Origin of the sequence: Kibdelosporangium banguiense (genome assembly GCF_017876405.1) — a bacterium.
Taxonomy (GTDB): Bacteria; Actinomycetota; Actinomycetes; order Mycobacteriales; family Pseudonocardiaceae; genus Kibdelosporangium; species Kibdelosporangium banguiense.
This window is the reverse complement of sequence record NZ_JAGINW010000001.1, coordinates 3,317,465-3,342,867: the sequence shown is the minus strand read 5'-3', so window position 1 is coordinate 3,342,867 and position 25,403 is coordinate 3,317,465. Positions and strand designations below refer to the sequence as shown.

14 protein-coding genes are annotated in these 25,403 nt (G+C 64.5%); 6 read left to right on the top strand and 8 right to left on the bottom strand.

The genetic code is table 11. The annotated features are described in order from the left end of the window. The first annotated feature begins 151 nt into the window (after positions 1-151). The 3 genes from JOF56_RS15955 to JOF56_RS15945 all read left to right on the top strand — a co-directional run bounded on the left by JOF56_RS15955 (position 152) and on the right by JOF56_RS15945 (position 3,671). A complete protein-coding gene (locus JOF56_RS15955; protein ID WP_209638548.1) occupies positions 152-1,699 on the top strand; it encodes an LCP family protein in 1,548 nt (515 codons plus the stop codon). Between the two features lie 78 nt (positions 1,700-1,777). Further along, positions 1,778-2,971: an LCP family protein gene (locus JOF56_RS15950; RefSeq protein WP_307855121.1), complete on the top strand. Its 1,194-nt coding sequence runs from the start codon at positions 1,778-1,780 to the stop codon at positions 2,969-2,971. 10 nt (positions 2,972-2,981) lie between these two features. Next, positions 2,982-3,671, top strand: coding sequence for a TIGR03089 family protein (locus tag JOF56_RS15945; RefSeq protein WP_209638546.1), 690 nt, complete (start codon positions 2,982-2,984; stop codon positions 3,669-3,671). Between the two features lie 279 nt (positions 3,672-3,950). Here JOF56_RS15945 and JOF56_RS15940 read toward each other — a convergent pair whose 3' ends face one another. Next, entirely contained in the window at positions 3,951-4,637 is a 687-nt protein-coding gene (locus tag JOF56_RS15940) for an META domain-containing protein (RefSeq protein ID WP_209638544.1), read from the bottom strand. Between the two features lie 161 nt (positions 4,638-4,798). Continuing rightward, positions 4,799-6,361 carry a class I adenylate-forming enzyme family protein gene (locus tag JOF56_RS15935; RefSeq protein WP_209638542.1) on the bottom strand — a complete coding sequence of 521 codons (1,563 nt, stop codon included), beginning with the start codon at positions 6,359-6,361 and terminating at the stop codon, positions 4,799-4,801. Positions 6,362-6,464: 103 nt separating this feature from the next. On the opposite strand from JOF56_RS15935, the gene JOF56_RS15930 reads away from it, so the two are divergent. Further along, entirely contained in the window at positions 6,465-7,622 is a 1,158-nt protein-coding gene (locus JOF56_RS15930; protein ID WP_307855120.1) for an acyl-CoA dehydrogenase family protein, read from the top strand. A gap of 90 nt (positions 7,623-7,712) precedes the next feature. Beyond that, complete coding sequence (locus tag JOF56_RS15925) at positions 7,713-8,315, top strand: hypothetical protein (protein ID WP_209638538.1); 603 nt, start codon at positions 7,713-7,715, stop codon at positions 8,313-8,315. Between the two features lie 27 nt (positions 8,316-8,342). Here JOF56_RS15925 and JOF56_RS15920 read toward each other — a convergent pair whose 3' ends face one another. Both JOF56_RS15920 and JOF56_RS15915 read right to left on the bottom strand, forming a co-directional pair. Then, a complete protein-coding gene (locus tag JOF56_RS15920) occupies positions 8,343-8,933 on the bottom strand; it encodes a DUF6000 family protein (protein WP_209638536.1) in 591 nt (196 codons plus the stop codon). Positions 8,934-8,975: 42 nt separating this feature from the next. Then, entirely contained in the window at positions 8,976-18,674 is a 9,699-nt protein-coding gene (locus JOF56_RS15915; protein WP_209638534.1) for a LamG-like jellyroll fold domain-containing protein, read from the bottom strand. A 543-nt stretch (positions 18,675-19,217) separates the two neighbouring features. Here JOF56_RS15915 and JOF56_RS15910 point away from each other — a divergent pair. Continuing rightward, positions 19,218-21,032 carry a tachylectin-related carbohydrate-binding protein gene (locus JOF56_RS15910; RefSeq protein ID WP_209638532.1) on the top strand — a complete coding sequence of 605 codons (1,815 nt, stop codon included), beginning with the start codon at positions 19,218-19,220 and terminating at the stop codon, positions 21,030-21,032. An 83-nt stretch (positions 21,033-21,115) separates the two neighbouring features. Here JOF56_RS15910 and purE read toward each other — a convergent pair whose 3' ends face one another. Genes purE through JOF56_RS15890 form a run of 4 tightly spaced genes read right to left on the bottom strand, consistent with a single transcriptional unit; the run spans position 21,116 to position 25,354 of the window. Further along, positions 21,116-21,595, bottom strand: coding sequence for a 5-(carboxyamino)imidazole ribonucleotide mutase (gene purE, locus JOF56_RS15905; RefSeq protein WP_209648280.1), 480 nt, complete (start codon positions 21,593-21,595; stop codon positions 21,116-21,118). A 21-nt stretch (positions 21,596-21,616) separates the two neighbouring features. Beyond that, entirely contained in the window at positions 21,617-22,804 is a 1,188-nt protein-coding gene (locus JOF56_RS15900; protein ID WP_209638530.1) for a 5-(carboxyamino)imidazole ribonucleotide synthase, read from the bottom strand. Between the two features lie 7 nt (positions 22,805-22,811). Then, positions 22,812-24,008, bottom strand: a complete 1,197-nt coding sequence (locus JOF56_RS15895; protein ID WP_209638528.1) for a glycosyltransferase 87 family protein — start codon at positions 24,006-24,008, stop codon at positions 22,812-22,814. Then, positions 24,005-25,354 carry a glycosyltransferase 87 family protein gene (locus tag JOF56_RS15890; protein WP_307855118.1) on the bottom strand — a complete coding sequence of 450 codons (1,350 nt, stop codon included), beginning with the start codon at positions 25,352-25,354 and terminating at the stop codon, positions 24,005-24,007. The genes JOF56_RS15895 and JOF56_RS15890 overlap by 4 nt, the downstream gene beginning before the upstream one ends. Positions 25,355-25,403 lie beyond the last annotated feature (49 nt).

Genomic DNA, 25,403 nt, shown 5'->3' with positions numbered 1-25,403 from the left:
CAGATGTCGGCCGCAAGTCTGTCATGTCCTGTGTGCGGCCGGATCAACTGTTTGTGGCTGTCGAGCGTATTAGAGGTGAGCGCATTCCCAGCCGTCACCGTCGGTTGCCCAGTAATGTGGGCCAGACGGGGATTCGATCACAGGAGGAAGCTTGGGCAGCGGCGCACGTCTCGCGCTGTACCTGGCCCGGTGCGTAATCGCACTGGCGTCGGTCCTTGTGCTGACCTTCACCACGTATGCATATGTCACGTTCCGTAACGTGAACGCCGATGTCGTCACCACGGACGTGATCGCGCCCGAGGTGAAGCAGGCCGGGCCGAAGCCGCTCGACGGCGCCCAGGACATCCTGCTGGTCGGCCTCGACAGTCGCGACGACGCGTACGGCAACCCGCTGCCCAAAGAGGTCATGGACATCCTGCACGCCGGTATCAACGACGGCGAGCGCAACACCGACACCATGATCCTGTTGCACATCCCGACTGACGGCAGGCGCGCGGTCGCGATCTCCTTCCCCCGCGACACCCTGGTGGAGGTGGCCGGCGGGTTCGGCAAGCACAAGCTGAACTCGGCCTTCGTCTACCAGTTCAACGACACCATGAAATCGCAGAAAAATGTGCCGAAGAAGCAGGCGGAGGAGAAGGCCAAACAGGAGGGCCGCAAGAACCTGATCGCCACGATCGAGACGCTGATCGGCAAGGCGGTCACCATCGACCGGTACGCCGAGGTCAACCTGGCCAGCTTCTACGAGATCACCAGGGCCATCGGCGGCGTGGAGGTCTGCCTGAACAAGCCGGTGGACGAGTACCGCTCCGGCGCGAAGTTCCCGGCCGGGCGGCAGACCATCGAGGGCGCGGCGGCGCTTTCGTTCGTGCGGCAGCGTTACGAACTGCCAGACGGCGACCTCGACCGGATCGTGCGCCAGCAGGTCTTCATCGGCGCGTTGGCGCACAAGGTGTTGTCCACCGGCGTGCTGACCGACATGGGCAAACTCGGCGATCTGGTGACCGCGATCAAGAAGTCCGTGGTGCTGTCGACCGGCTGGGACATCACCACGTTCGCCCAGCAGATGCAGGGCCTGTCCAGCGGCGCGATCGACTTCTACACCATCCCGACGCTCGGCCCGGCCAAGTTCGGCGGCGCGGACGTGATCAAGGTCGACACCAAGCAGGTCAACGAGTTCGTCAGCGGGCTGACCCGCGACGAGCGCACGTCCCCGTCATCGAGCAACCAGCCCACCACCACACCGCAGCCGACCACTTCGGCGAACGTTCCGCCCAATTCGGACACCAAGATCACGGTGGATGTACGTAACGCATCGAATTCCAAGGGTCTTGCCTCGGCGGTGCAGAACATCTTGTCCGGAAAGGGTTTTCTGCCGGGTGTGGTCGGCGACGCGACGCAGCAGCAGCGCACCTCGACGATGTTCTACCGGCCCGGTGAGCAGGCCTACGCCGAACGCGTGACCACGGAACTGGGCACACAGTTCAAACTCACTGCCGACGCCACGCTCAAACCAGGTCAGGTACGCGCGATCCTCGGCCAGGACTTCCCTTCCGACATGGCCCGTGTGCTGTCCGGCCAGAGCACCGGCCCGGTCGCCCAGGGCCGCCCCACTTCCCCTTCGGGCAGTCTTTCCCCCAGCGGTCAGCAACCACCCAAGCCGAGCATCAACGCCGATGGGGTGACGTGCGTCAATTAGGTCGCGGCGAGCCGGGAGACCCCACACTGGGGTGACTACTCTCGTAGGAGACGCCGGGGGTGGGGAGGAGAAGCTTCGGTGAGTGACGAAGAGGTTTCGCACGAGCCGGATCGGAAGTCAGGGGGACGCCTGCGGCGCGTCGCGTGGATGACCGGTCGGGTCCTCGTGGCATTGGCTTCGGCGGCAGCGCTCGCGTCGGCCGGGCTGGCGCGTGACCGCGTGGAAACCGTGCGCGAGAACGTACCGACCACCGACGTGCTGTCCGAAGAGGTGCAGAAGACGGCACCGCCGGCGGACGACGGCGCCGACGACTATCTGGTCGTCGGTAGCGACACCCGTACCGACGCGCAAGGGCATCCGTTGCCGGCGTCTGTGTTGGCACTGCTGAAAACCGAGGCTTCTGACGGCGTAAATACCGACACGATCATCCTGCTGCGCGTGCCCAAGGACGGCTCGAAGGGCTTCGCGATCTCCATCCCGCGGGACACGTACGTCCAGATCCCCGGCTACCGCGAGGACAAGATCAACGCGGCGTACGGCGCGACGAAGTACCGCACAGCCGAACGCCTTGCGGCCGAAGGGAAGACCGACCGCGCGGAGATCGAGCGGATCTCCGACACCGAGGGCCGTTCCGCGCTGGCCCAGTCCGTGCAGAACCTCACCGGCGTGCGCGTGGACCACTACGCGGAGGTGAACCTCTACGGGTTCTATCTGATCACCAAGGCCATCGGCGGTGTGACGGTGTGCCTGAACCACGGCACCAGCGATCCCAACTCCGGCGCGAACTTCCGCAAGGGCGTGCAGACGATCTCCGGTACGTCGGCGCTCGCGTTCGTGCGTCAGCGCGACGGCCTGCCGCGTGGCGACCTCGACCGGATCGTCCGCCAGCAGGTGTTCCTCGGTTCGGCCATGCAGCAGATGCTGACCGCCGGCACGCTGACCGACCAGACCAAGCTGAACGCGCTGACCGACGCGGCCTCCAAGTCGATCGTCGTCTCCCCTGGCCTGGACATCCTGACCCTGGTCAAGCACCTGAGCTCGATGGCGTCCGGCAAGATCGAGTTCGTGACGATCCCGGTGGTCGCGGTCGGCGCGCGCAACGAACGCGGGCAGAGCATCATCACAGTGGACCTGCCCAAGGTGAAGGAGTTCGTCGCCGGTCTGCTCGGCCGTCAGCCGCCCAAGTTCGCGTCGAAGGGCCCGTTGTTGCTCAACGGCACGGTCGCGCAGCAGCAGCCGGCCACAGTAGACGGTGTGCGATGCGTGGACTGAGGGAGTTTTCTTGAGCGTCACAGAAGCGTTGTTCCGGCCACTGCTCGCCGGCGACCGGTCGCGGCCGCTGATCACGCACTACGACGACGCTGCCGGTACCCGGGTCGAACTCTCCGTGGCGACGCTGGCGAACTGGGCCGCGAAGACCGCGAACTGGCTGGTCGAGGAGTTCGACGTCGAACCCGGCGACTCGGTCGCCGTACGGCTGCCCGCGCACTGGCAGACCGCGGGCATCCTGCTGGGCGCGTGGTGGTGCGGCAGCCGGATCACCGCGTCAACCGAGGACGCCGTGGTCGCGTTCACGACCGTGGACGGGGAGGCGCCCGGCGCGCAGGCGCACGCCGTCGTGTCGCTCGACCCGATGGGAATGGGCGTGCGCGGACCGGCTCCCGACGGCACGCTGGATTACATCAGTGAGTCCCGCATTTATGGCGACGAATTCTTTCCGCTTCTCAAAGTTTCTGAGACAGATCAGGCCCTGGAGTCGATGACCGTCGCCGAGGTCATCGCCGCGGCCAAGGCCGAGTCGACCAGCGAACGAGCACTGTCCAGCATGGACTGGACATTTCCCGGCGGCGTTATCACCGGCCTGCTGGCCATTCTCGCAGGCGGCGGCTCACTGGTGCAGGTGAGCAACCCCGGCGAACCGGACGCACATTGGGCGGCAGAACGGGCCACACTCGTTCTTCCAAACGGGTGACTCCGCGCTGTACCCTTCGGACCAATTGACGTTCCGGGGGGTGCGAATGAGCAGGCGGACCTACTTATCGTGGCTGGCTGTCTGGATTGCCTCGGTGGTGGTCTACGCCGTAATCCAGACAGCGCCCAATTGGCAGATACCGGGATGGGTGAATATACCCATCATCCTGCTGGGCGTGGTTTCCCTGGCGCAATGCTGCCGCTGGCATTGGTATCGGCACCGCTGCCGCGTCTGGTCCAAACTCAACGCCCGCGCGGCCGCCGACCACGCCCGCGCCCATCAACGGTGAACAAGCCGCAGCCCATTGCCCGACGGGTGCCTGAGCTCCAGTGACTCGTTCTTGATACGGAACGTGACCTCGCCGTCGAGCACCGGAACGATGGCCTGCTCAGCCTGCATGAGCTCGTCCGGGCAGGCCTTGCGGGTGAGCCCGACCGGCTCGAACGTGATCCGGTCGCCGGCCATCCGATAGCCCGCCCGACCAGAGTTGCATTCAGTGGTCACAGTGACCGCGTTGTCCGCGAACACAAGCGTGGCCGTCGACTGCGTCGACTGAGCCAGCTCCCCAGTCGTCACCGACTCCAACTGCCACTGTGTCCCTGTCAAGGGCAAATCCTTCTTGGCAGTCAGAACAATTTCGGTGTCCGCCGACGTCAGTTTCAGCGTCGTCCCGTCAAACCGGAACGCAGGCCCACTCTCGATGACCCCGGCCAGCCACGTGTCCTGCTCATGCCGCGCCCGATCACACCCCATCTCCGTCATCTCGAGGCTGTCAGCCTTCAACCGCCCATCCCCCGTGGCCACCCGCCCACCCATCATGTTGCACCCAGCCTTGGCCAGCAGCCGCCCATCCTCAGTGAAGTCAAGCGTCACCTGCGTCCCGCCCACCATCGGCCTCGGCTTGCCCTGCACCGAAACCGACTCCGCGACAAACGCCCGCCCCTTCAACTCCTGCTGCTGCGGCACCTGTTGCCCACCAGGCTCCTGCCGACCGCCACACCCAGCAACAACCAGCACAATCCCAACCAGCCACACCGTCTTCATAACCCAAGGACGGACCAGCGAGGTGCTCAGGTTGCACACAGGGTTGTTGCCCGGCCCATGGCTGCCATGGGCCGGGGCCTGGTTCAGCTGGTGAGGCGGTCGCGCAGTTCGCGTTTGAGGATCTTGCCCGCGGCTGAGATCGGGATCTGGTCGGTGAGGATGACCTCGCGGAGGCGTTTGTAGGGCACGACCTGGTCGTTGATGTCGGCCATGATCTGCTCGGCGGAGGCGTCGGGTTTGGCCGGGATGACGAACGCGACGGGAAGTTCGCCGACCTCGGTGTCCTTGCGGCCGACGACCGCTGCCATGGCCACGGCCGGGTGGGCGATCAGCAGTTCCTCGAGTTCGCGCGGGTAGACGTTGTATCCCTTGTAGAGCAGCATGTCCTTCTTGCGATCCACAATGGACAGGTAGCCGTCCTCGTCGAGGATGCCGATGTCGCCGGTGTGCAGCCAGCCGTCGACGATGGCTTCGGCTGTCTCCTCCGGACGGTTGTGGTAGCCGAGCATGATCTGGGGGCCGCGGATGCAGACTTCGCCGGGCTCGCCCGCGGGCAGCGGGTCGCCGCCGTCGAGGGGAACGATCTTGACCTCGGTGTCGAAGACGGGCACGCCGACCGTGCCGACCTTGCGGAGGCCGGACGCGAACGTCGGGGAGCCGGTGGCGCCCATGGTGACCTCGGTGAGGCCGTAGCCCTCGGAGATCACGGCGTTCGGCATGATCTTCTGCAAAGCGTTGGTCATCTCCAGCGGCATCGGCGCCGCGCCTGAGCCGATCGCGAGCACCGAGGTCAGGTCACGGGTGTGGATGTCCGGGCACGCGAGCAGGCCCGCGAACAGCGCCGGCGCCCCGCCCATGTAGTTGACCTGGAGTTTCTCGGCGTCCGCGAGGTAGGCGACCGGGTCGAACCGGTCGTGCAGGGTGGCCGTGAAGCCGACGAGCAGCAGGACGTTCAGACCGGCGATCGTGCCCATCGCATGGAACCACGGCGTGAGGTTGATGCCCTTGCCCTCGCCGACACGGGCCCGGTACTCCTCCGGGGAGGCGCCGCTCTGGTCGAGATACAGCCCGCCCTCCGCGTCGAGCGCCGGCACCGAGCCGGTCTGCCAGCAGGCGAACTGCAGCGTGTTGATCACGACGTTGCGGTGTGGCAGCCGCACGCCTTTGGACAGTCCGGTCGTGCCGCCGGTGTAGGCCAGATGCGCCAGGTGGCTGTGGATGTCGATCTCTACCTCGGGCTGCGTCTCCGGCTGGCCCTCGCAGATGCTCGCGACTTCGCCGGGTGTGACCGTGAGCACTGCGTCGGAGTCCTTGAGCACGGCTTCGACGGCCGGCTCCGGCAGCAACGGGTTGACCGGGACGAACGTCGCCCCCGCGAGGAGCAGGCCGTAATACGCCACCGGGAACGGCAGGCAGTTGGGCATCCGCAGGGCGACCCGGTCACCGGGCTTCACCCTACGCGCGACCAGCCCATTCGCGAACTGGCACGCCCTGCGCCAGAGCTCGGCGTAGGACAGCTCCTCGTCGTGGTGCCGGAAGGCCACCCGGTCGCCGAACCGGCGAGCGGAGCCAGCGAGGATCGCACCGACGGCGACCTCCGGGTAGTCGAGCTTCTTACCGAGATGGGGAGGCCACGTAGCGCTCATTCGTCGACACTTAATCCAAATGCGGGCCACGACACAAGCCCGGGCCGGTAAACGAGGGCTAACATCGGATCGTTGCAATGGATTGCGCGGAAGGCGGAGCACGGTGAACGCGGGCCTATACCAGCTGGCGGAGGAACACGACGCGTTGCGGGAGGCGGTGCGTGCACTCTCGGAAAAGGAGATCGCACCGTACGCCGCGGACTGTGACGAGAACGAGCGATACCCCGTAGAGGCGAGGGATGCGCTTGTCCGTTCCGGCTTCAGCGCCCCGCATGTTCCGGAGGAGTACGACGGCCAGGGTGCAGACGCAGTGGCGACATGCATCGTGATCGAAGAGGTCGCCCGGGTGTGCGCGTCGTCCTCGCTGATCCCAGCGGTGAACAAGCTCGGGTCGATGCCGATCATCCTGTCGGCGTCCGAGGAGTTGAAGAAGCAGGTTCTGCCGTCGCTCGCGTCCGGCCAGGCGTCGATCTCGTACGCGCTCTCAGAGCGTGAAGCCGGCTCCGACACGGCGGCGATGCGCACCAAGGCGCGCCTCGAAGGTGACCAGTGGGTGCTCAACGGCACCAAATGCTGGATCACCAACGCGGGCGAGTCCACTTGGTACACCGTCATGGCGGTGACGAACCCGGACGCGGCCAAGCCGTCCCAGGGCATCTCGGCCTTTGTGGTGCACGCCGACGATCCCGGCTTCTCCGTCGGGCCCAAGGAGCGCAAGCACGGCATCAAGGGCTCGCCGACCCGCGAGATCTACCTGGAGAACTGCGTGATCCCGGCCGACCGGATCATCGGTGACCCAGGCACCGGCCTGAAGACGGCCCTGCGCACCCTCGACCACACGCGCCCGACCATCGGCGCCCAGGCTGTCGGCATCGCCCAGGGCGCCCTCGACGCGGCCATCGCCTACGTCAAGGAGCGCAAGCAGTTCGGCAAGGCCATCGCCGACTTCCAGGGCGTCCAGTTCATGCTCGCCGACATGGCCATGCAGATCGAAGCCGCCCGCCACATGGTCTACGTCGCCGCCGCCAAGGCCGAACGCGGCGAACCGAACGTCGGATTCGTTGCCGCCGCGGCAAAGTGCTTCGCCTCAGACGTCGCCATGTCCGTCACCACCGACGCGGTCCAACTATTCGGCGGCGCCGGCTACACCCGCGACTTCCCCGTCGAGCGAATGATGCGCGACGCCAAGATCACGCAGATCTACGAGGGCACCAACCAGATCCAGCGCCAAGTCATGGCCCGCTCCCTGCTCAAGGGCTGAGAGCCGGATCGCCGGCCCTTGCGTAAGGGCCGGCGATCGTGGGTCCTTTTAACCTGCCAGGACAGCGCCCTGCGTGAATACCTTGGCGTGATGACCGGACCCGTACGGGTGATGACGTGTTTCGCGATAGTGCTACTTGCCGCAGGATGCAGCACGCCAGAGAAGACGCTGCCCGCCGACTACAACGCTGTCCCAGTCACCAAGCGGACCGACTACACAGCACCGACGCCTAGTGTTCAGGGCGGGATTCTCGGCGCGTCCGCGCTGACGACCATCCGGGACCGCGTGCAACGAATACTGCTGCCACAAATCCGCAAACAGGTCACCGTGCCGGTCGACTGCGACCGCTCACCCGAGCCGACCGGCACCCAGAAGTCCGTGACATGCCACGCCATCTGGGAAGGTGTCCAGGTGCCGTTCGGGGTCCACGTCCAGGGTGCGGGCCGCCCGTACTACCAACTGGAGGTCAGGCAGATGGAAGGCCTGCTCCTGGCTGAAGCCGTACGCGATGCCTGGGCGTCAGAGAAAAACGAAGGTCCACTCAGCTGCGACAGCGGCATTCCCACAGCGACGCTGGTCCCGCTCGACCAACCCACGCCATACCGCTGCGCATCCGGCACAAATGTTTACACAGTCAGGATCACCAGAGGCGACAACACATCACACATGTGGTTCGAGTCGGTCAAGACGTAGCCGGAGCCTTCGCCGTGTCGCAGAGCCTCAGCTGTCGAACATGTTCGCAAATTGATCCCATCGTCGGACTCGATCCCTCCAGTAATTTGGGTCGACGCTGTCGATTACTCCCGCCATAGCCCATCGATCCCACGGCCCATCAGTTTCAATAATTTCCATAGCGTGATTAGTCGCCAAGCGTTCGTCAATCGCCAGCAACGCGCCCAACGCCCACGGCTGATAACCTCGCCACTCCAAGTCAGGAAGCAAGCGTTCAAGATACGCCTTGATAACTAGGGCGTCATCAGGATCGCCAAACCTTGAGAGGGCAAAAAATATACCCTTAGCTACTTTGTTTTCATCTCCGACCAAAATTCGGCAATGGAGCACGTCACGAAACCGATCGCGTCGCATAAACCCAATGAGCCAACATGCGGTGAGAAATGCTCGCCAATCATCCGCTAAAAGCTCCTCAAGTTCGACATCCGAGATCTCGCGAGCGTCAGACATCAATTCTGAACCAAAAGCCATGCGCCAATCCGCATCAACGTCGAGGAAACTTTCCGAGAGCAGTTTTCGATATCTACCATTCACATGGACATACCGGAGAAGCAACTCCCTTCGTTCGACTTCCGACACTCTATCCCCTTCACTGATGCCCCGACTCCACGTACACATGAATCAGCGCTTGGGCTGAACAAAAGGCCTTCCCATGCCGCAGCTTACCGCACACCCTTCCACACGCCCCTCGATAAGAATCTCGAGTTCATCCAGCCCTCGTTGGCCAGCCACGGACATTCTTCCTGGATTGACGGCCGAGCGTGGGATTCTCAATATAAGAGCCCCTTCATCGCCAAACTCTCTCGCGAACTCCCAAGCAGTTTCAATGTCGGGTGTCCATGAAGTAAACACACTCTCCGTTTCACTGCCTTGGTGTCTCCCAGGGTCGCTATGCCCACCAAGGGGCTCTGCAACGCCAGCCTTGGCCTCATCCAACTTCCAGTGATTGTTCGTGACGCCACGGTAAAGATACTCACCATCGGAAACACCAAGCCAGTCCGCTCGTTCGAACACCTCGTCCGGACCGCAGTTATGCGTCAGTACCGAAGTGTTACCGGCGAGCACGTAGTAGGCGTGGAGGCCGTCGATGGTGAGGTTGTAGACGCGGCGGACCTCGGACCAGGACCTGGTTACCGTGACAGTGGCGTCCTGGTTGTCGGCGGTGGCGAGCTTGTGGCCGGGTTTGAGGTCGATCGCGTTCAACCAGCGCTTCTCCGAGGCCACCCAGAACGGGTGCTCATCAGTCGCCACCACAGAGCCGGAACCGGTGTCCGAGCCAACGGTGACCTCAACCAGCGTTCGCCGGCTGGCGTGCGAACGAACGTCGGTGACCTCGCGTACCTCAGTCCGGTCTGTCGTCGGGTCAGTGGCCAGGACCTTGTCACCCAGCCTGACGTCCTTGATCGGCTTACGAGAGCCGTCACCCATCAACACCGGAGTGCTCGGGTCGAAGCTGTTGGGACTACACGAACCAGCACCAACACCGGCGCCAAGGGAAGCCTGCGTCAACCAGACAGTCTGATGAACCGTCGAGCGAGTCGGGTCACCACCATTGCCGACATTGAAGACACCATCATCCGTATAGATAGTCGAAACTTCGGACATGGGGTCATCAGCAAGCTGGTCAATTACAGGTTTGCTCGGATCAAGGATCGCAGTCTTGATCTTGTCAAGGATCTCGCTGGCATCCTTGACCGCGTCGATTACCGCCGCGACCCGGTCGGCGGGAGCGTTGGGGGTACCGGAGACCGGTTGACTGACATACGGGTTCTTGACCTCAGGCGGTTCCACGATGGCTTGCTTGCGCCACTTGTCTTCCTCAGCCTTGCGCGCTTGGTCTCTGAGGTCTTCAGGGGTGGGACCGTCACCCGGAGGTTGCCAAGGGCCGGGACCGGGGCCGGGACCGGGGCCGGGGCCAGGACTTTTGATTCTACGAAGCCATTGAAGGAGCGCGAGAAGCAATTTCGCCGATCCCATGGCCATAGCCATAGCAACCGAGACATTGCCCCAGGGAAATCCGATGTTCGGCCGCCCGATGTATGGGAGTTGAATATTCTTGACCTTATTCGTATTACCCGCACCAGTGAGACCGTAATAAATGTCCAACGCGGTATCATAGATATTGTAACCCGGAATGGCTTTTTTACCGCCACACTTCAGCGCAGCACGAACGGCACCTCCGACAGATCCATTTCCGGATATCGCTTTCTTTGTTTCTTTGACTGCCGTGGCCGCACAGTGCCCGTCGGGGTCAATATTGTTGGTTGGACTGCCTGCCGCGTACGTATAGCGGTTAGCCAACCCCGACGGTGTACGTGGGAGGGAGATTTTGTCGCGCGCGTTGAAGCCACCGGTCGAGGGGGTATACCAGCGGGCGCCCATGTCGACGTTGCCTGTCGATGGGTCGGTGTAGTCGCTCTGGTAGCCCAGCGAGCGTTTCGCACCAGTCGTGGCGAGCGGTTTGCCGAACGGGTCGAACGTGGCCGAGTCGGCGACAGCGAGCGAGCCGGTCGGGGCAAGGCCGCCGATCAGGTCACCGTGCTGGTCGGTGAGGGTGAGGCGTTTGTCGGTTCCTTGAGACAGAGCCAGCACGTCGCCGCCGGGGCCGCGGCTGTATTGCGCGGTCGGGTCCGAGGCGAGATCGAGCCCGGTGCCTACGTAAGTGAAGGCCTGATTGTTGCGAGTGGTGAGCCGGTTGAGACCGTCGTAACGGTAGGTCGCGTCGCCGCCCGAAACCAGCCGGTCGAAGGCGTCAAAAGTGGTGGTTTCCGTGTGACCGGAACTGGTGCGGGTGTTGAGGGTGCCGCGCGGGCTCCAGGCGTAGGTGTAGTCGCCGTCGGACAGCAGCCGGTTACGTTCATCGTAGGTGGCGGTCTTGGTTCCGGCCTTGGTGCGGTTGCCTGCCTTGTCCCAGCCGTATTCGGTGGTGGTTCCGTTGACGGTCCACGAGGTCAGGTTGCCCGCGCGGTCGTAGCCGTAGGTGTTGTCAGTGGCCGCGCCGAGACCGGCGGTGGTTTTGCGGGTCAGTTGGTCGGCGACGTCGTACTCGTAGGCGATGGACGCGACAGCAGTGGTGTTGTCGCGCAAGGTATCGCCGCGCATGCGGCCGTAGTCGTCGTAGGTGAACTCACGGATCCGGTTGGCGCCGTAGTTGACGGTCTTGACTGCTCCGGCGTTGTCGTAGCCGAGGACCTGGATGGTGTTGGTGATTCCATCTTGGACGGTGGCGATACGGCCCTGCGAGTAGGTGGTGTTGTGGGTTCCGGCGGCGTCGACGCGTTGGGTGGGGCGGCCGTTGGCGTCATAGGTGTGGGTGGAGTTGCCGCCGGGGCCGGTAGTCGTCAGCAGCGCGCCGCGGTCGTTGTAGGTGTAGGTGTTGGGTGTGCTCGGTGTGCTGATGCTGGTCAGACGACCGGCGAGGTCGTAGCTGGCGGTGCGGTCGTCTGTCGCGGTCTGGGTGCCGGTGCCGGTTTCCTTGGTGAGGCGGCCGAGTGCGTCGTAGGTGCGCTGTTTGGTGATCCCGCCGGGGGCGTTGATGGTGGTGGTGTTGCCAGCGAGGTCGTAGCCGAGGGTCCAGGTGCGGTCACCGAGGTTGGGATGCGCCGAGGTGGAGGGCTCGGTGACGGTTTCGGTGAGGCCGAGCGTGTTGCTGGTGTAGCGGGTGATGTAGCCGCGGCCATCGGTGAAGCGAGTGAGTTTTCCGTTGACGTCGTAGCCGAAGCTGGTGTTGATCGTGTCGTTGGCGGTGAAGGGTTCTTGTTGGCTGGTCAGGCGGTTGAGTGCGTCGTAGGTGTAGCGGGATGTGCGGTCGAGAGCGTTGGTGGTGGTGAGGATGTTGCCGGCTGGGTCAAACGATCGGCGGACGACTCGGATGACTTGTTCGGCGGGGTCGAGTTGGTAGCTGGCGGTGGCGCGGCCGACGCCGTCGTGGCGAATCCAGGTGGTGCGGCCCAGCCCGTCGGATTGGCGAACGGTGTTGCCGGCGAGGTCGTATCCGTGGCGGGTGATGACTCCGGCAGGATCGGTTGTGGTGATGCGCTGGTTGAGCGTGTCGTAGGTGTAGGTGGTGGTGTCGCCTGTGGGTGTGGTGCTGCTGGTGAGGTTGCCGTCGTCGTCGTACCGCATGGTCGTCGTGTGCGCGGCGGGTTGTGGCCGGCGTTCGAGCCGCGTCAGCGTGGCTTGGCGACCGAGGTCGTCATAGGTGGCTTCGACGCGCGAGCCCGTGGGGTCGGTGACCGACAGTTGATCCCCGGCAGGGGTGTAGGTGATCTTGGTGATGCCGCCGGGTTCGGTAAGTGCGTCGTGTTTGGGGGCTTGGATTTCGACAAGCCGACCGAGTTGGTCGTAACGGTGCCGAGTGACCGCACCTCGTGGATCGGTGACGACAGTGGGTTTCCCGAGAGCGTCGTACTGGGTCAGGACAACGCTTCGGTACGCAGCACTGTCCCCCGGTTTGCGGTACTCCGGAGACTCAGCACGGGTGACCAGGCCTCGACGGTCATAGGTCTGGGTACTGGTGTTGCCTGCGGGATCAGTGGTGTGCGTGGCTTCACCGAAGGTGTTGTAGCCGGTGATGGCCTTCGGCCGGGACGCGACGGGGCCGGTGCTGTCGCGTTCGACCTGGACGGTGGGGCCGGTGGCGGAGACCAGCCGGCCGAGTTCGTCGTAGCCGTTGTCGGTGGTGAAGTCGGCTGCCACAGCGCCCGGTGCGTTGCCGCGTGGGTCGGTGACCTTGCGTGGCAGTCCGCGCTGGTCGAGAACGCTGAAGGTAACCAGCCTTTCCTGTCCGTTATAGACAGTCTGGCTCGTCAGCCGTCCGGCGGGGTCGTAACCGTATTCGGTCTTCTCGATCCGGCTGGTGTCCAGGCGGATGCTGTTGGAGCTGTTGCCGGTGCGAGTGGCTGAGGTGACGTTGCCGTTCTTGTCGTACGTGGTGGTCGTGCGACGTTGGAGGCCCGCAGGGTCGGCGGTGGTGACGGTTCGCCGTCCGACGGCGTCGTACTCATGGGTGACAACGCGGCCGTTGGCGCTGGTCTGCCGGGTGAGGTTTCCTACGGCATCGTAGGTGTTGTGCTGCAGGATGATGGTGCGCGGCGGCGCATTGGGGTTCGCTGGGTCGCGGACGTCGCGGGCTACGATTCTGCGGAGGCGGTCGTCGGTGAAGTATTCGAGACGGGTGGTTCGCCCAGCGGCGTCGGTGTGGCGGACCTGACGTCCGGCCATGTCGTAGGCGTAGGAGTCCAGGACGAGCGTGTTGTGGACAGTGGCTTGTCTGTCGCCGTCGCCACCCTGTCCGGCGTCCGGGTTCACGGGCTGGCCATGCCAGGCCCGCAGCCGGACTTCGGCGATCTTGTTCCGGCCGGTGTAGGCGTATTCATAGGTGCTGCCAGAAGGATCCACTGTGGACGTCAGGTTTCCGAAGCCGTCGTAGCGGCGGAAAGTCGTCGCCCCTTCGGGGTCAGTGATCCTGTTCGGCCTGCCGTGCTCGTCGTAGCCGGTGGTGGTCACCCGGGACGGGTCACCACCGGTCAGGTCGCTGGATTCGACGCGTTCCGGGTTGCCGTCGGCGTCATAGGACGTGGTGGTGCGTCCGGTGTGTTTGACCCCGGTGACCACGTTGGTCGTGGCCGGTGAGGTGACCGACGTCGTCCTGGAGAGTTCGTCGTAGGTGTAGGTGGTGGTCAGGCCTTGCGGATAGGAGTCGGAAACCTGGGTCTCGCTCGTCTTACGGCCGAGCATGTCGTAGGTGAACTTCGTGACCAGTCCGGCGGCGTTCCTGATTTGGGCGAGGTCGCCGTTCTGGTAGTAGCTGTAGTAGGTGACCGCGCCGAGTGGATCAGTGGTGCTGGCGAGCAGACCGGCGGGTGCGTTTCCGCCGCCGATCGCGGCTTCGTTACCGGTGGTGTAGATGTGCGCGACGACGCCACCGTCAGGATTGGTCTGGCTGGCGAGCAGCCCGCGCTGCCCCAGGTCGGTGTAGGTGTAGCTGGTGAGGAACCGGTCGTCGGCCGGTCCGCTGGAGCGGGCATCGCGGGAGGCGATCATCTTGTTATTGCGCGGGTCGATCGGGTCCTGCGGATTGAAGTAGTACGAGGAATACGAGGTCTGGCAGTCCCCCGGGGCGACGCGGCAGGTTTTGCGTGAGGTGATGTTGCCGCGTTCGTCCATGCCGAGGACGACACTGTTGGCGTTCTCGTCAGTGATGGTGTTCTGAAAACCGTTGTCGTCGTAGTCATACGTGCGGATGCCCTGGCCCTTGACGGGGCCACCGACCCACTCGCTGCCTCCGCCGGCAGGACCGCCACAGTAGATCGGGCCCTCGTCCGGCGGCGCCGGGATCGGGGTCGTCGGCGGAGTGCCGGGACATGTCGGGATGGCAGGTGGGGTGGGTACGCCGGCTGCGTCCCGGCGGTCCTCCTCTCGCACGCTCAACCCGAGAGGTGCCATGTAGCGCAGGATCCGGCCGCGCACAGGGTCATAGTCGTAGAAATGGTGCCGGTTTCCCGGGTCGGTGACCTGCGCGGTACGGATCAGGTTCTTGGCACTGCCGGTGACGACCGGGACCGCGAGTTTCCAGAGACCACCGTTGCGGTCGATGTATTCCTGCAGACGGTCGTAGGTGACGTCGTAGGACAGTTGTGCCGCGACACGCCCGCTGGGCAACGTGATCTTGGCCAGTTGGTCTGATGCGGCCCGCTCCTGGAAGTGAGCGGTCACGGTTGTCGGGCCGAGCGGATGTTCGTAGTAGGCGACCTCGTCGATCTGGCCTGCGAAGAACCGCCGCGCCTGCGAACCCCAGCCCGGCCAGCTCGCCGATGCGTTCGCCGCACCGATCTGGTTGTAGGTCACGTCGTTGTGGTTGATCTCGCCCGCAGCCGTTCCGACTGGTACGCCGTCCAGATACAGGGTCTGCGTCGCGAGCGAGCCGGAGAGCACGACGTGGTGCCACTGGTCGTTGTTCACCACAGTGGGGCTGGTGATCGGCGCGGTCCTGCCGTTGGCGAACTGTCCGCGCAGCTTGCCGTCGGTACCGATGTACAGCACGGGCGTACTGACGCTGGGGTCTTGTCCAATCAGTTTGTTCTGGTAGCCCAACAGCGGCCCGCCGGTCGTGGTCTTGAACCACATCTCGACGGCCAGATCCCGGTTTTTCCGTACCGTTCCGTCGGGCAACGTCAGCACCGAGGAGGTGCCGTTGAATGTCGCGGCGGTGTCGGAGGTGCCGGCCAGCACACCCGGCGCGCGCAGGGTGACATCCTTGTAGGTGCCCTTGTCCTTGCCCAGGTTGGTGCGGACTTGGCTGGCTGCTTCGGTTCCGTCTTGTTCACCGAGACGCCAATAGGAACCGGGCCGGGCGTCAGCGACCGAACTGCGGTAGTGCGACCCAGTTGAGTACTCGTAGCCGGTACAGCCGCCTTTCGGGTCACAGACCTTGGTGAGTTTGTCGCCGTCGTAGGTGTAGTTCCAGGTCAGCTGGCGGCCGTTGATCGGATCAGTGCTGACCGTGGAGATGTGCCGCCCACTCCAGGTGAAGTACAGGATGCGGTCACTGGTCCGGCTGATGGCGCGCTTGAGTTTGTCGATCGGGCCGTAGTCGAGCTCGATCCAGTGCCCCGACGCCTCATGGATGGTGATCAGGCGGCCGTCCGGACGGAAGGTGTAGAGCGTGGACTCCTGGTCCACCAGCGCCCAGCCGCCTCCCTCTTGTGCGAGACGAGTACGGAAGTTCGCTGACCGGCCGGGCGGTGGGGAGAACGTCGCGTCGGCGTTGCGTCCGAATCGGACCTGCTGCCCGTCCGGGTAGGTCACCACCACGTTGCCGGAGCCGTCGTCATCAGGGATGACTCTCATGTCGTAGCGACTCGACCATCCGGCGCCGAAGCTCAGGTCCCGGCGCGGGTCCATGCTGTTGTAGGTACGCGCGACAGTGAGTTTCGGGCCGGTGGTCTCCACGGAGGCGTCGATCGCGCTGGAGTAGTAGTTGCCCGTCTGGGGATGGAAATCCGTGCTGGGACCGCTGTACGGAGCGGTCGCGAGCTGGGCGGTGATCTCCGGTTGCGGGACAGCGGTCAGGATGTGGCTGGGTGGTAGTGCTTCGCTTTCCGCGTGGCCGTCATAACCGAACGCGCGCCACTGATAGTCCTTGCTCCACTTCAGCGCTCCGGCAGGGACAGTCCAGAACCGGGAGTTGATGTATCCCGAAGAGATACATCCGACGCCTTTCAGTGTGCCGTCTGGTTGCCGGACGTACTCGGTGCAGATCTCGAAGCGGTACTGCGGCGACAGGTTCGGTGGAGCATCGACATCGACCGCGTCCACCCACAGCTGGGGAGTGAGTGTCTGAGCGGAGTATCCGTTCGGCGGGTACTGGGCCTTGACGATCGGCGGGACGTCGATCACCCTCAGCATCAACCGGATCGGCGCGATCTGCTCGTCGGTGAACCATGGCCCACCGCGCCGCAGCATGCTGAAATCCAGCAGATAGTCATCAGGATCGAGCGGTTTGACGGTCGCTTCCAGCGTCACCGACGCCCCGCGCGCAACATCATGCGGCAGGCTCGCCGCCTCGACAGAAGCGATCGGCGTTCCTCGGGTGGTGAATGCCCGGTACCCCAACGCGAACGTGGACGGCGTCCAGGTCTCGGCGCCGCGGTTGGTGACCGTGACCTTGACCTTGCCGCCCTGCGTCCGCGTCACCGGCGGGTCGACGACGCCGTTGTCGATCCGGTACTCCGCGTTGTACGGCGAGTGCGTCACATACAACCGGGGCGGGTTCGCTGTCCGGTAGCCGTAGAACTTCTTCCACCCGAACGTGTCTGTTTCCGACGCGCGAACCGTCAGGCCGTGGTTCTCCCGCGCACCGGTGACCCAGTCCTGCACCAGGTCCCGGCCGGCGAGGCCCAGGTTGATCGGCGCGTGTGCGGCCGGGCAGTTCGAGACGGTCTGTCCGACGGCGATGAATCCGTGCGCGAACGATGACTCTGTCAACGCCGGACCGTAGGCAGGCCCGGGGAATCCACCATTCGTGCCCCACGGCGCGGTCACCGGATGCACCGTCACCGGACGCGGCTGGCAGGACCAGGACCAGTAGTTGGTCAGCATCAGCTGCGCGCCGTGAATCTTGTGGTTGGCCAGCCGGGTGCGAACGTCGCCGAAACGCAGATAGGCAGCGGCCTTGGTGTCCCCGCTCGTGCCGACCTTCAGATCATCGGCACCATCCGTGCGCCACGAGTTCTGCACGAACATGCTCGCATCGACAGTGAACGTGTCCACAGGAGGATCCACCGCGACGGGGTAACGGCGAGCCGGGTCACGCAGCCACGCCGAGTCCAGTTCCACTCGCAGGGCGGGCTGTCCCTGGTGCTCGATGAGCTGGTAGGTCACGCCATAGGACGTAGCGGGGTCACCGGTCTGCGCGTTCTGGGACGCGTCGGTCATGAACCCGCGCGGGAACTGCGCGCGTTGAACGCCTTTCTCGTCGGTGAACACAACACGCCCGTCGGCGATGGACGCGCGAAGACCTTTGAGCCGCAGGGGGAAAGTCCACGAATGCGGCGCATCAGGGGAGGCCAGGACCAGGGTCTCCTTGAAACCACCGGGTTTCACGTCGATACGCAAGTCCGCAGACGGCCGGATCCCGGCGTACGTGATCGCGTTGCCCTCAACCCGACCAGCCGTCGTAGCTGCATCCAACAGACCGAACGACAGCTCGTGCTGATCATCCAAACGCGTCTGAACCAACGTCGCGGCGTCCGATCGACGCGCGAAACGCAGATCCACCGCGTCAGCCCGATTACGCCACTCGTTGGCCCCTGCCTCGACGACTGCGGTGTCAATCGGCTCGTATCCGCCGTTCGCGGTCCGGTAGTTGACCGGATCGCGGTTGAACTCCGTGGTCTGTGTGCCGTCGGTGTTGCGGTACGTCCGTTCCCGCTCCGTGCGCTGCTCCGGTATCTCCTTGCTCGTCGCGGCATCGAACCCACGCGCCGCGGCGGTTCTCTGCTCGACGCGGGTCTCGTTGTGTGGTGCGTTGGTCTGCTGACCCTGGATCGGCGGATACTTGGCCTGCAACGACTTCGGCGCAGCCTGATTGGCCGACTCGGAAAGCTCCTCCGACGCCTGCCCGCCCGCCGGGCGCACCTGCTGTTTCGGCGACAAGCCCATGGCCTGCTCGAGAGCGGCCTGCTCGTCGATCTGCCCAGGTGTCAGCAGCGGTGTGCCTGGCCCTATCCCGGTCGCGACAAGCGACAGCACCAGCAGCAAGACGATCGACTTGATCGTGAAACGTGGACGGCGCGCATGGGTCTTCCACGACAGCACGAGAGCCCCTCCCCATAAACCAGCAGGACACAGACAGTCCTATGGCCGTGACTCGGCGAAATCACCTTGGCGGAAAGCGAGTCGGAAAACAAGCCACCACAAGCAGGAAAAACACTGCCCTACCACGGAATGTAGTTCAGTCAAGACCCCACCGAGACTATCGGTCTTATGATTTTCGCGGCATACGTTCGCTGTAACGCCCGGAACTTGCCGGACGAGACAGACAGCGGTTCACTCTCCGCGTCGCAATGCGTCGGTCGCGGGAGATCAACAAGGGGGATGACATGAGAAAACTGCAGGAAATCGCGCTATCAGCAGACGCGATCAGCGGTTAATCCCCAGCACACGCAGTCCAACTGGAGTGGACACGAATACCGCTCCCTGGGTATTTCGGCATCAGAGAAAGCGAGCTCCTGCATGACCACACGCACGAGGCGAACAACTCGAGGAATCCTTGTCGCCAGCGCAAGCATCGCGGCGCTTCTTATTCCTGTATCGCATCAGAACGCCTATGCGCAAGATCCGATCCAGTGTCGTGCCTCGGTGCCGGTCTTTGTCGCCACCACAACCGGCGAACTCAGCCTCCTCCAGCACGAAGAGCCTGAGACAGGTGTCGGCTCCTGGAGCGGAGGCAGCCAGATCGGCGCCGGCTGGACCCAGATGAAAATCGTTGGCGGCCCCGACGGGCGCGTTTACTCGATACCTCAAAACGGCGAACTACGACGCCTGCGATGGAACGGCACCGGCTGGGACAGCGTCAACGGCGGGCAACACGAAGTCATCGGCACCGGCTGGAACCGCTACACCACGCCCGAATACTCCAATCGGATCACCGTCGACGAACGCGGCCATTTCTACACCGTGGAACCCGACGGAAACCTCCACCAGTGGGTCCACAACGAAACCAGCAAGACCTGGACCCACCGAATCATCGACACCGGCTGGAGCCAATACAACCTGGTCGTCGCCGCAGGCAACGGCGTCATCTGGGCCCGCAAACCCGACGGAAACTTCTATCGCTTCCGGTATCACACCGAGTCCCAACGCTGGCTCCAGCGCGAAAAAAACCTCGGAATCGGCTGGAACAGCTTCAGCGCCGTCTTCTCGCCCGGCGCCGACATCTTCTACGCAGTTCGCCCCGACACGGGCGACATGTTCTGGTACCGATACTTCGAGTCCACCGACAGCTGGGCCGGCAACGTGGGCAAACTTGTCGGCCAAGGCTGGAACCGGCCCAACGTGCTGGCCACCACGAACACCTGCGCCCTCACCACCAACCCTTTCCCATCGCGCCCCGCCGTAACCACCCGCGACAACGCGCCCACAAGCATCAGCGAGGCAAACAGCGGCCTACTGCAGTACTTCTACACCGACACCTTCGGCCGGCTCGTCCACGGCCGTCAACGCAACACCAGCGATCTCACCCTCATCGACTACACAGTCGTCGCCGGTCACCAGTCCTTCACCGACATGCCGACGTCCGTAGTGGACGGAAACGGCAACCTTCATGTCGCCGCCCTCGGGCAGGACAGTGCAACCCGGCGCGCGACCCAAACCGCGGGCAGCACCACCTGGACACCACTGGCCGACTTCGGTGGCTGGACACCCAAACCAGCGACATTCATCACCGACACGAACAAAACCATTACCGCACTGGCCATCGATGCCACAGGAACATTGCGCACCCACAACCACAACCCCGCCACAAGCGCGGATCTTGGCTGGCGCGCCACCAACGCAACCGGACTGACCAACGACATCACCACGGTCCGGACCGGCGACGCCTACGAAATCCTGGTCAGAACCACCACCGGCGAACTCAAAGCCGCCCGCTACACCGCAGGCACCATCGGCCCCTGGCGCAACCTCGGCAACCTTCCCGGGACCGGGAAAACCGGCTTCGCCATCAACCCTGACAACACCCTGCAACTGTTCGCGCTGAACAACGGCACCGTCGTCACCGCACGCGAAACAACAGGCAGCGCACTCACGTGGAACCCGTTGCCGGCCATCACGGCCCAAGGAACACCGATCGTCAGTGTCTCCAACGGAATTATCCACCTCGCCGTCCACCACACTGACGGATACATCTACGTCACCGAACAAACCGCACCCGCCAGCGCCAACTACCGCCCCTGGCGCGTACTCGCTGACAGCCGCACCGGCCTAGCCTTCCGCTCCGTCACCGAGCCCACGGCGATCAGCACCACCAACGGACGCGTCGTCATCACATTCCGCGACGCCGACGGCCAACCCTACGTCTACCAATCCCTCATCCCCACCGCACAACGCAACAACCAACAACCCAGCCAGGAAACCACCTACGAAGGCGGCCCCACCACCAAACCGGCCAACTAAAAGCTCTTACAGGCTGCGGCCACCACGCGCAGAGTCATCAGCCCGCGCTGGGTACGCGTTGTGGTCGCAGCCTGAACCAGAACTCACGAGTCCTGGGCGGCTGTTTTGCGGAGGTTTGTGTCCTTTTCCAGGACGAGGGATTCGAGGTCGGCTTGGAATTGGGCCATTTTTGCCTGGAGGGGTGGGTTTGTGGCGGCGAGGATTCGGACGGCGAGCAGGCCTGCGTTCCGGGCGCCGCCTACCGACACTGTGGCGACGGGGACTCCGGCGGGCATTTGGACGATGGAGAGCAGGGAGTCCATGCCGTCGAGGTATTTCAGGGGGACTGGGACGCCGATCACGGGCAGGACTGTTGCCGAGGCGACCATTCCGGGGAGGTGGGCCGCTCCGCCTGCGCCTGCGATGATCACCTTGAGGCCTCTGGAGGCGGCTGAGGTGGCGTAGTCAAGCATTCGCTGCGGGGTTCTGTGCGCGGAGTAGACGCCGACTTCGTAGGGCACCTCGAATTCGGCGAGGGCTGTTGCGGCTGCGGACATCACGGGCCAGTCCGAGTCACTGCCCATGATCACGCCGACGTCGACCACTTACTTTCCTCCGTGAATGTCGTAGCCGTCCGGCCAGGTGCCGGTGGACAGCCAGTCCGCGGCGAAACGGGCGCGGCGGCGGACTTCTGCCAGATCTGTGCCCAGGACTGTCACGTGGCCGATTTTCCGGCCGGGGCGTTCAGCTTTTCCGTAATAGTGCACGTGGACGTCGCGATAACGCGCGAACAAATGGTGCAGGCGCTCGTCCGGCCCCATGTCCGGTGTGGACCGGGCACCGAGCACGTTCGCCATCACGACCACGGGCGCGACCAGGTCCGTTGAGCCGAGTGGATAGTCGAGCACGGCCCGCAGGTGCTGTTCGAACTGGGAAGTGCGGGCCCCTTCGATGGTCCAGTGCCCGGAGTTGTGCGGGCGCATCGCCAGTTCGTTGACCACGAGACCGTTTGGTGTGTCGAACAATTCGACCGCCAGCACGCCGACAACCTCCAGCGCGGATGCCACGCGCAGCGCCAATTCCTGCGCTTGCTCAGCGCGCGAAGGGTCAAGCGAAGGTGCGGGTGCCAAGACCTCGACGCAGATTCCGTTTGACTGCACGGTTTCGACGGGCGGCCATGCGGCGCCCTGACCGAACGGGGAACGGGCGACCACTGCGGCGAGCTCGCGTGTCATGTCCACGCGTTGCTCAACCATGAGTGGCGTTCCGGCCTCGAGCAGTTCGGCGACGAGGGACTCGCCTGATGAAGGCACCATCCACACGCCACGGCCGTCGTAGCCGCCGCGTGTCGCCTTCACTACCACTGGCCAGCCGTGCTTTTCACCGAATTGTGTGACGTCCGCCGGGGAGGTCACCTCTGCGTATTCGGGGACCGGGATGTCCATCGCGGCCAGCCGGTTGCGCATCACGAGCTTGTCCTGCGCGTGGATGAGCGCCTCGGGTCCGGGATGGACGGCGAAGCCCTCGGCCACCAGCGTCCGCAGGTACTCGGAAGGCACGTGCTCATGGTCGAACGTCATCACGTCACACGAGGAAGCGAAGGCGCGCAACGCCTCCAGGTCGGTGTGATGGCCGAGCATGACATTCGGGGTGACGAGCGCGGCGGGCTCGTCCGCGGAGATCGCGAGCACACGCAACGACTGGCCGAGCGCGATCGCGGCCTGCTGGGTCATCCGGCTGAGCTGGCCGCCGCCCACCATGCCGACGACGGGAAAGCCGGTAACTGGGTCCACGAGCAGGTCACCCTACCTGCGCCAACTTGCGAGCCGGACGCCAGGAGTGCAGAGCCGCCCCGAGCAGAGCGATCGGATAGATCAGGTACCCCCATCGTGTCGCGGGCATCAGCAGCATCGCCACGCCCAGCCCGACGCCGGTACGCAGCAGGATCTCCGCCGCGGTCCGAGGTGGACGCGCCAGCAGCCACCACAGCATCCCGACGGCCGCGAGTCCCATCAGGATCAGCACCAGCGTGTGCCCGACCGGCCCGGTCTCCTCCAGCAAATGCCCAGGCAGAGGGCTTCCCGCAGGCGATCGGACGGCCGCCATGTTCGCCGGGAACCTGATCACGTTGTCCACGAACGCATGCCAATTCACCGCTGCCGACAACCCGGTCAGCACCACGCCACCCGCCAGGAACGCGCCCAGGAACCGCCAAAGCCGCGCAACCCCAATGGCCACAGCGACCACAGCAGCCGCAGGCAAAGCCGTGAGCTTCATACTCGCCGCGAGCGCGAGCACAAGACCGGCCCACTCAGGTCTGGACCGTACGGCGAGCACGGCCGCGAGGATGAGCAACGCCACAACAGGCATGTCGTTGCCTGCGACGGCGGCGGACAGCGTGGTGAACGTCGTCAAACCAATGAGCTGCACGGGCCGCACGGACAACCGCGGCCAGCCGGCAACCTTCAACACCAACAGGAAGATCCCGATGGTCACCACGAAGGCGATGACCCGGGCATCGGTCAGCACGGACCGTCCGAACAGCGCGTTGGGCAACCCGAGCAACACCATAGCCGGGCCATAGGGGGTGTAGTCGTCCACGACAGGCGGCCGCGTCAATGTCGTCAAATCGACATATGGCGACCCGGTTTGCAGCAACAGCCGTCCCGCCCGTTCGATCACCCAGACCTCAGGCTGCGCGGTCATCGAATGCGCGGGCGACCCCCAGTCCCGCCCGGTCATACGCTTGAACACCAGCACAAGCATCGGTACGACCATGGCGAGCACGACGACGTACCCGACCGGCACCCACCGCGAACCAGGCCGTCGCGTGAGCACCAGCACCAACGCGTGCACGAACGCGAACAGATACCCGACGACCGCGAAGTTGCCCCACACACGGAAGCCGTAGAACTCCGAGAACACTGCCGTGTACAGCGCGTCCAGACCGAATCCCAGGTAGAACGCGACGTCGATCCACTGGGAACGCAGGCTCACGACGACTGGCCCGCAGGCACCTTCGGCGCGCCCTCCGGCGGCTGCGAACGGGCGCGCATACGACGGCGCAGCACCCGGATGGCGATCGCGATCCCCGCGCCGACCGGAACGATCATGTACGCGCTACCCGGGATGAACTCCCACCAGTACCAGTTCAGTTCCTTGCCGAAGCCGCTGCGCATCCACAGCAGCACGCAGCTGACGAACACCGCGAACACCACGAGAGGCGCCACCGCGGTCCGGGCGATCTTCCAGAAGCCCTTCGGCAGCGGGTCGGGCATCCGCGCGATCAGCATGATCAGCAGCGGCACCACCCAGACGTAGTGGTGCGTCCAGGTCACCGGGCTGAACAGCAGTCCGAAGAAGGCGCTGACCAGCAACGCCGTCACCGCGCGGCCGTGCCGGTGGAAGCGCCGGACCAGCAGCATCGCCGGGATCGCCAGCAGCGCGCCGATCGCCAGCGCGATCTTGGTGGAGTTCGGGTCGAGATCGGTGATCCGGTTGATCAGGCCGTTGAGCGACTGGTTGCCGTTCCAGAACACCGGCCCGATCCGCATCGGGTCGCCGACCACGGTGATCGTCCAGAAGTGCCAGGCGTCCCGGGCGGAGATCACGAACATCAAGCCCTGCAAAGCCAGGAAGGTCGCGAACGCCCGGACGGCGTCGTTGCGGCGACCGACCAGGACCAGGTGCGCGACGAAGATCAACGGTGTCAGCTTCACCGCGGCGGCGATACCGATGAGCACGCCGCCCCACTTGCCGAGCCTGCCGCCGGCGCCGCAAACGACGAGCACGTCGAGTACCACGATGACCATCAGGATCAGGTTGATCTGACCGAGGAACAGCGTGCGCCACACCGGTTCCATGCCCAGCATCACGATCGAGAACCACACCGTCGCCTTGGTCGGCGAGAGCCAGCTCGGCCGGTTGGGCAACTTCTCCAGTACGACCCGGATGACCACGCTCATCGACAGCACCGAGACCATGCTGAGCACGCCCCAGGCGATGGTCGTGGGCACCACAGTGAGCGGGACGAACAGAAGCGCGCCGGTGGGCGGGTACGTGAACGGCAGCTGAGCCCACCACGGCTCGGCCAGCAGCGTCATCTTGTCGTAGAGCGGCTCGCCGGTCAGCAACGCGACGCCGCCCGCGCGGTACACCGCCGAGTCGACGCCCATCCGGCCGTGCAGCAGGGAAACGATGATGCCGGTAAGCAGGAACGCAAACGGCACGATGAGGATCACCCACATCGCACGCCAGGATCCGGCAAACCAGACAACAGCCGCCGTCAGCCGCTCCGTCGCCCGCACGGGCGCACCCCCATTGCGCTCGCCCACGTCGCTCACGACCAACAGCAAATCACGAGATCCACCCGAACGTGGCTTGAGCCCCCTG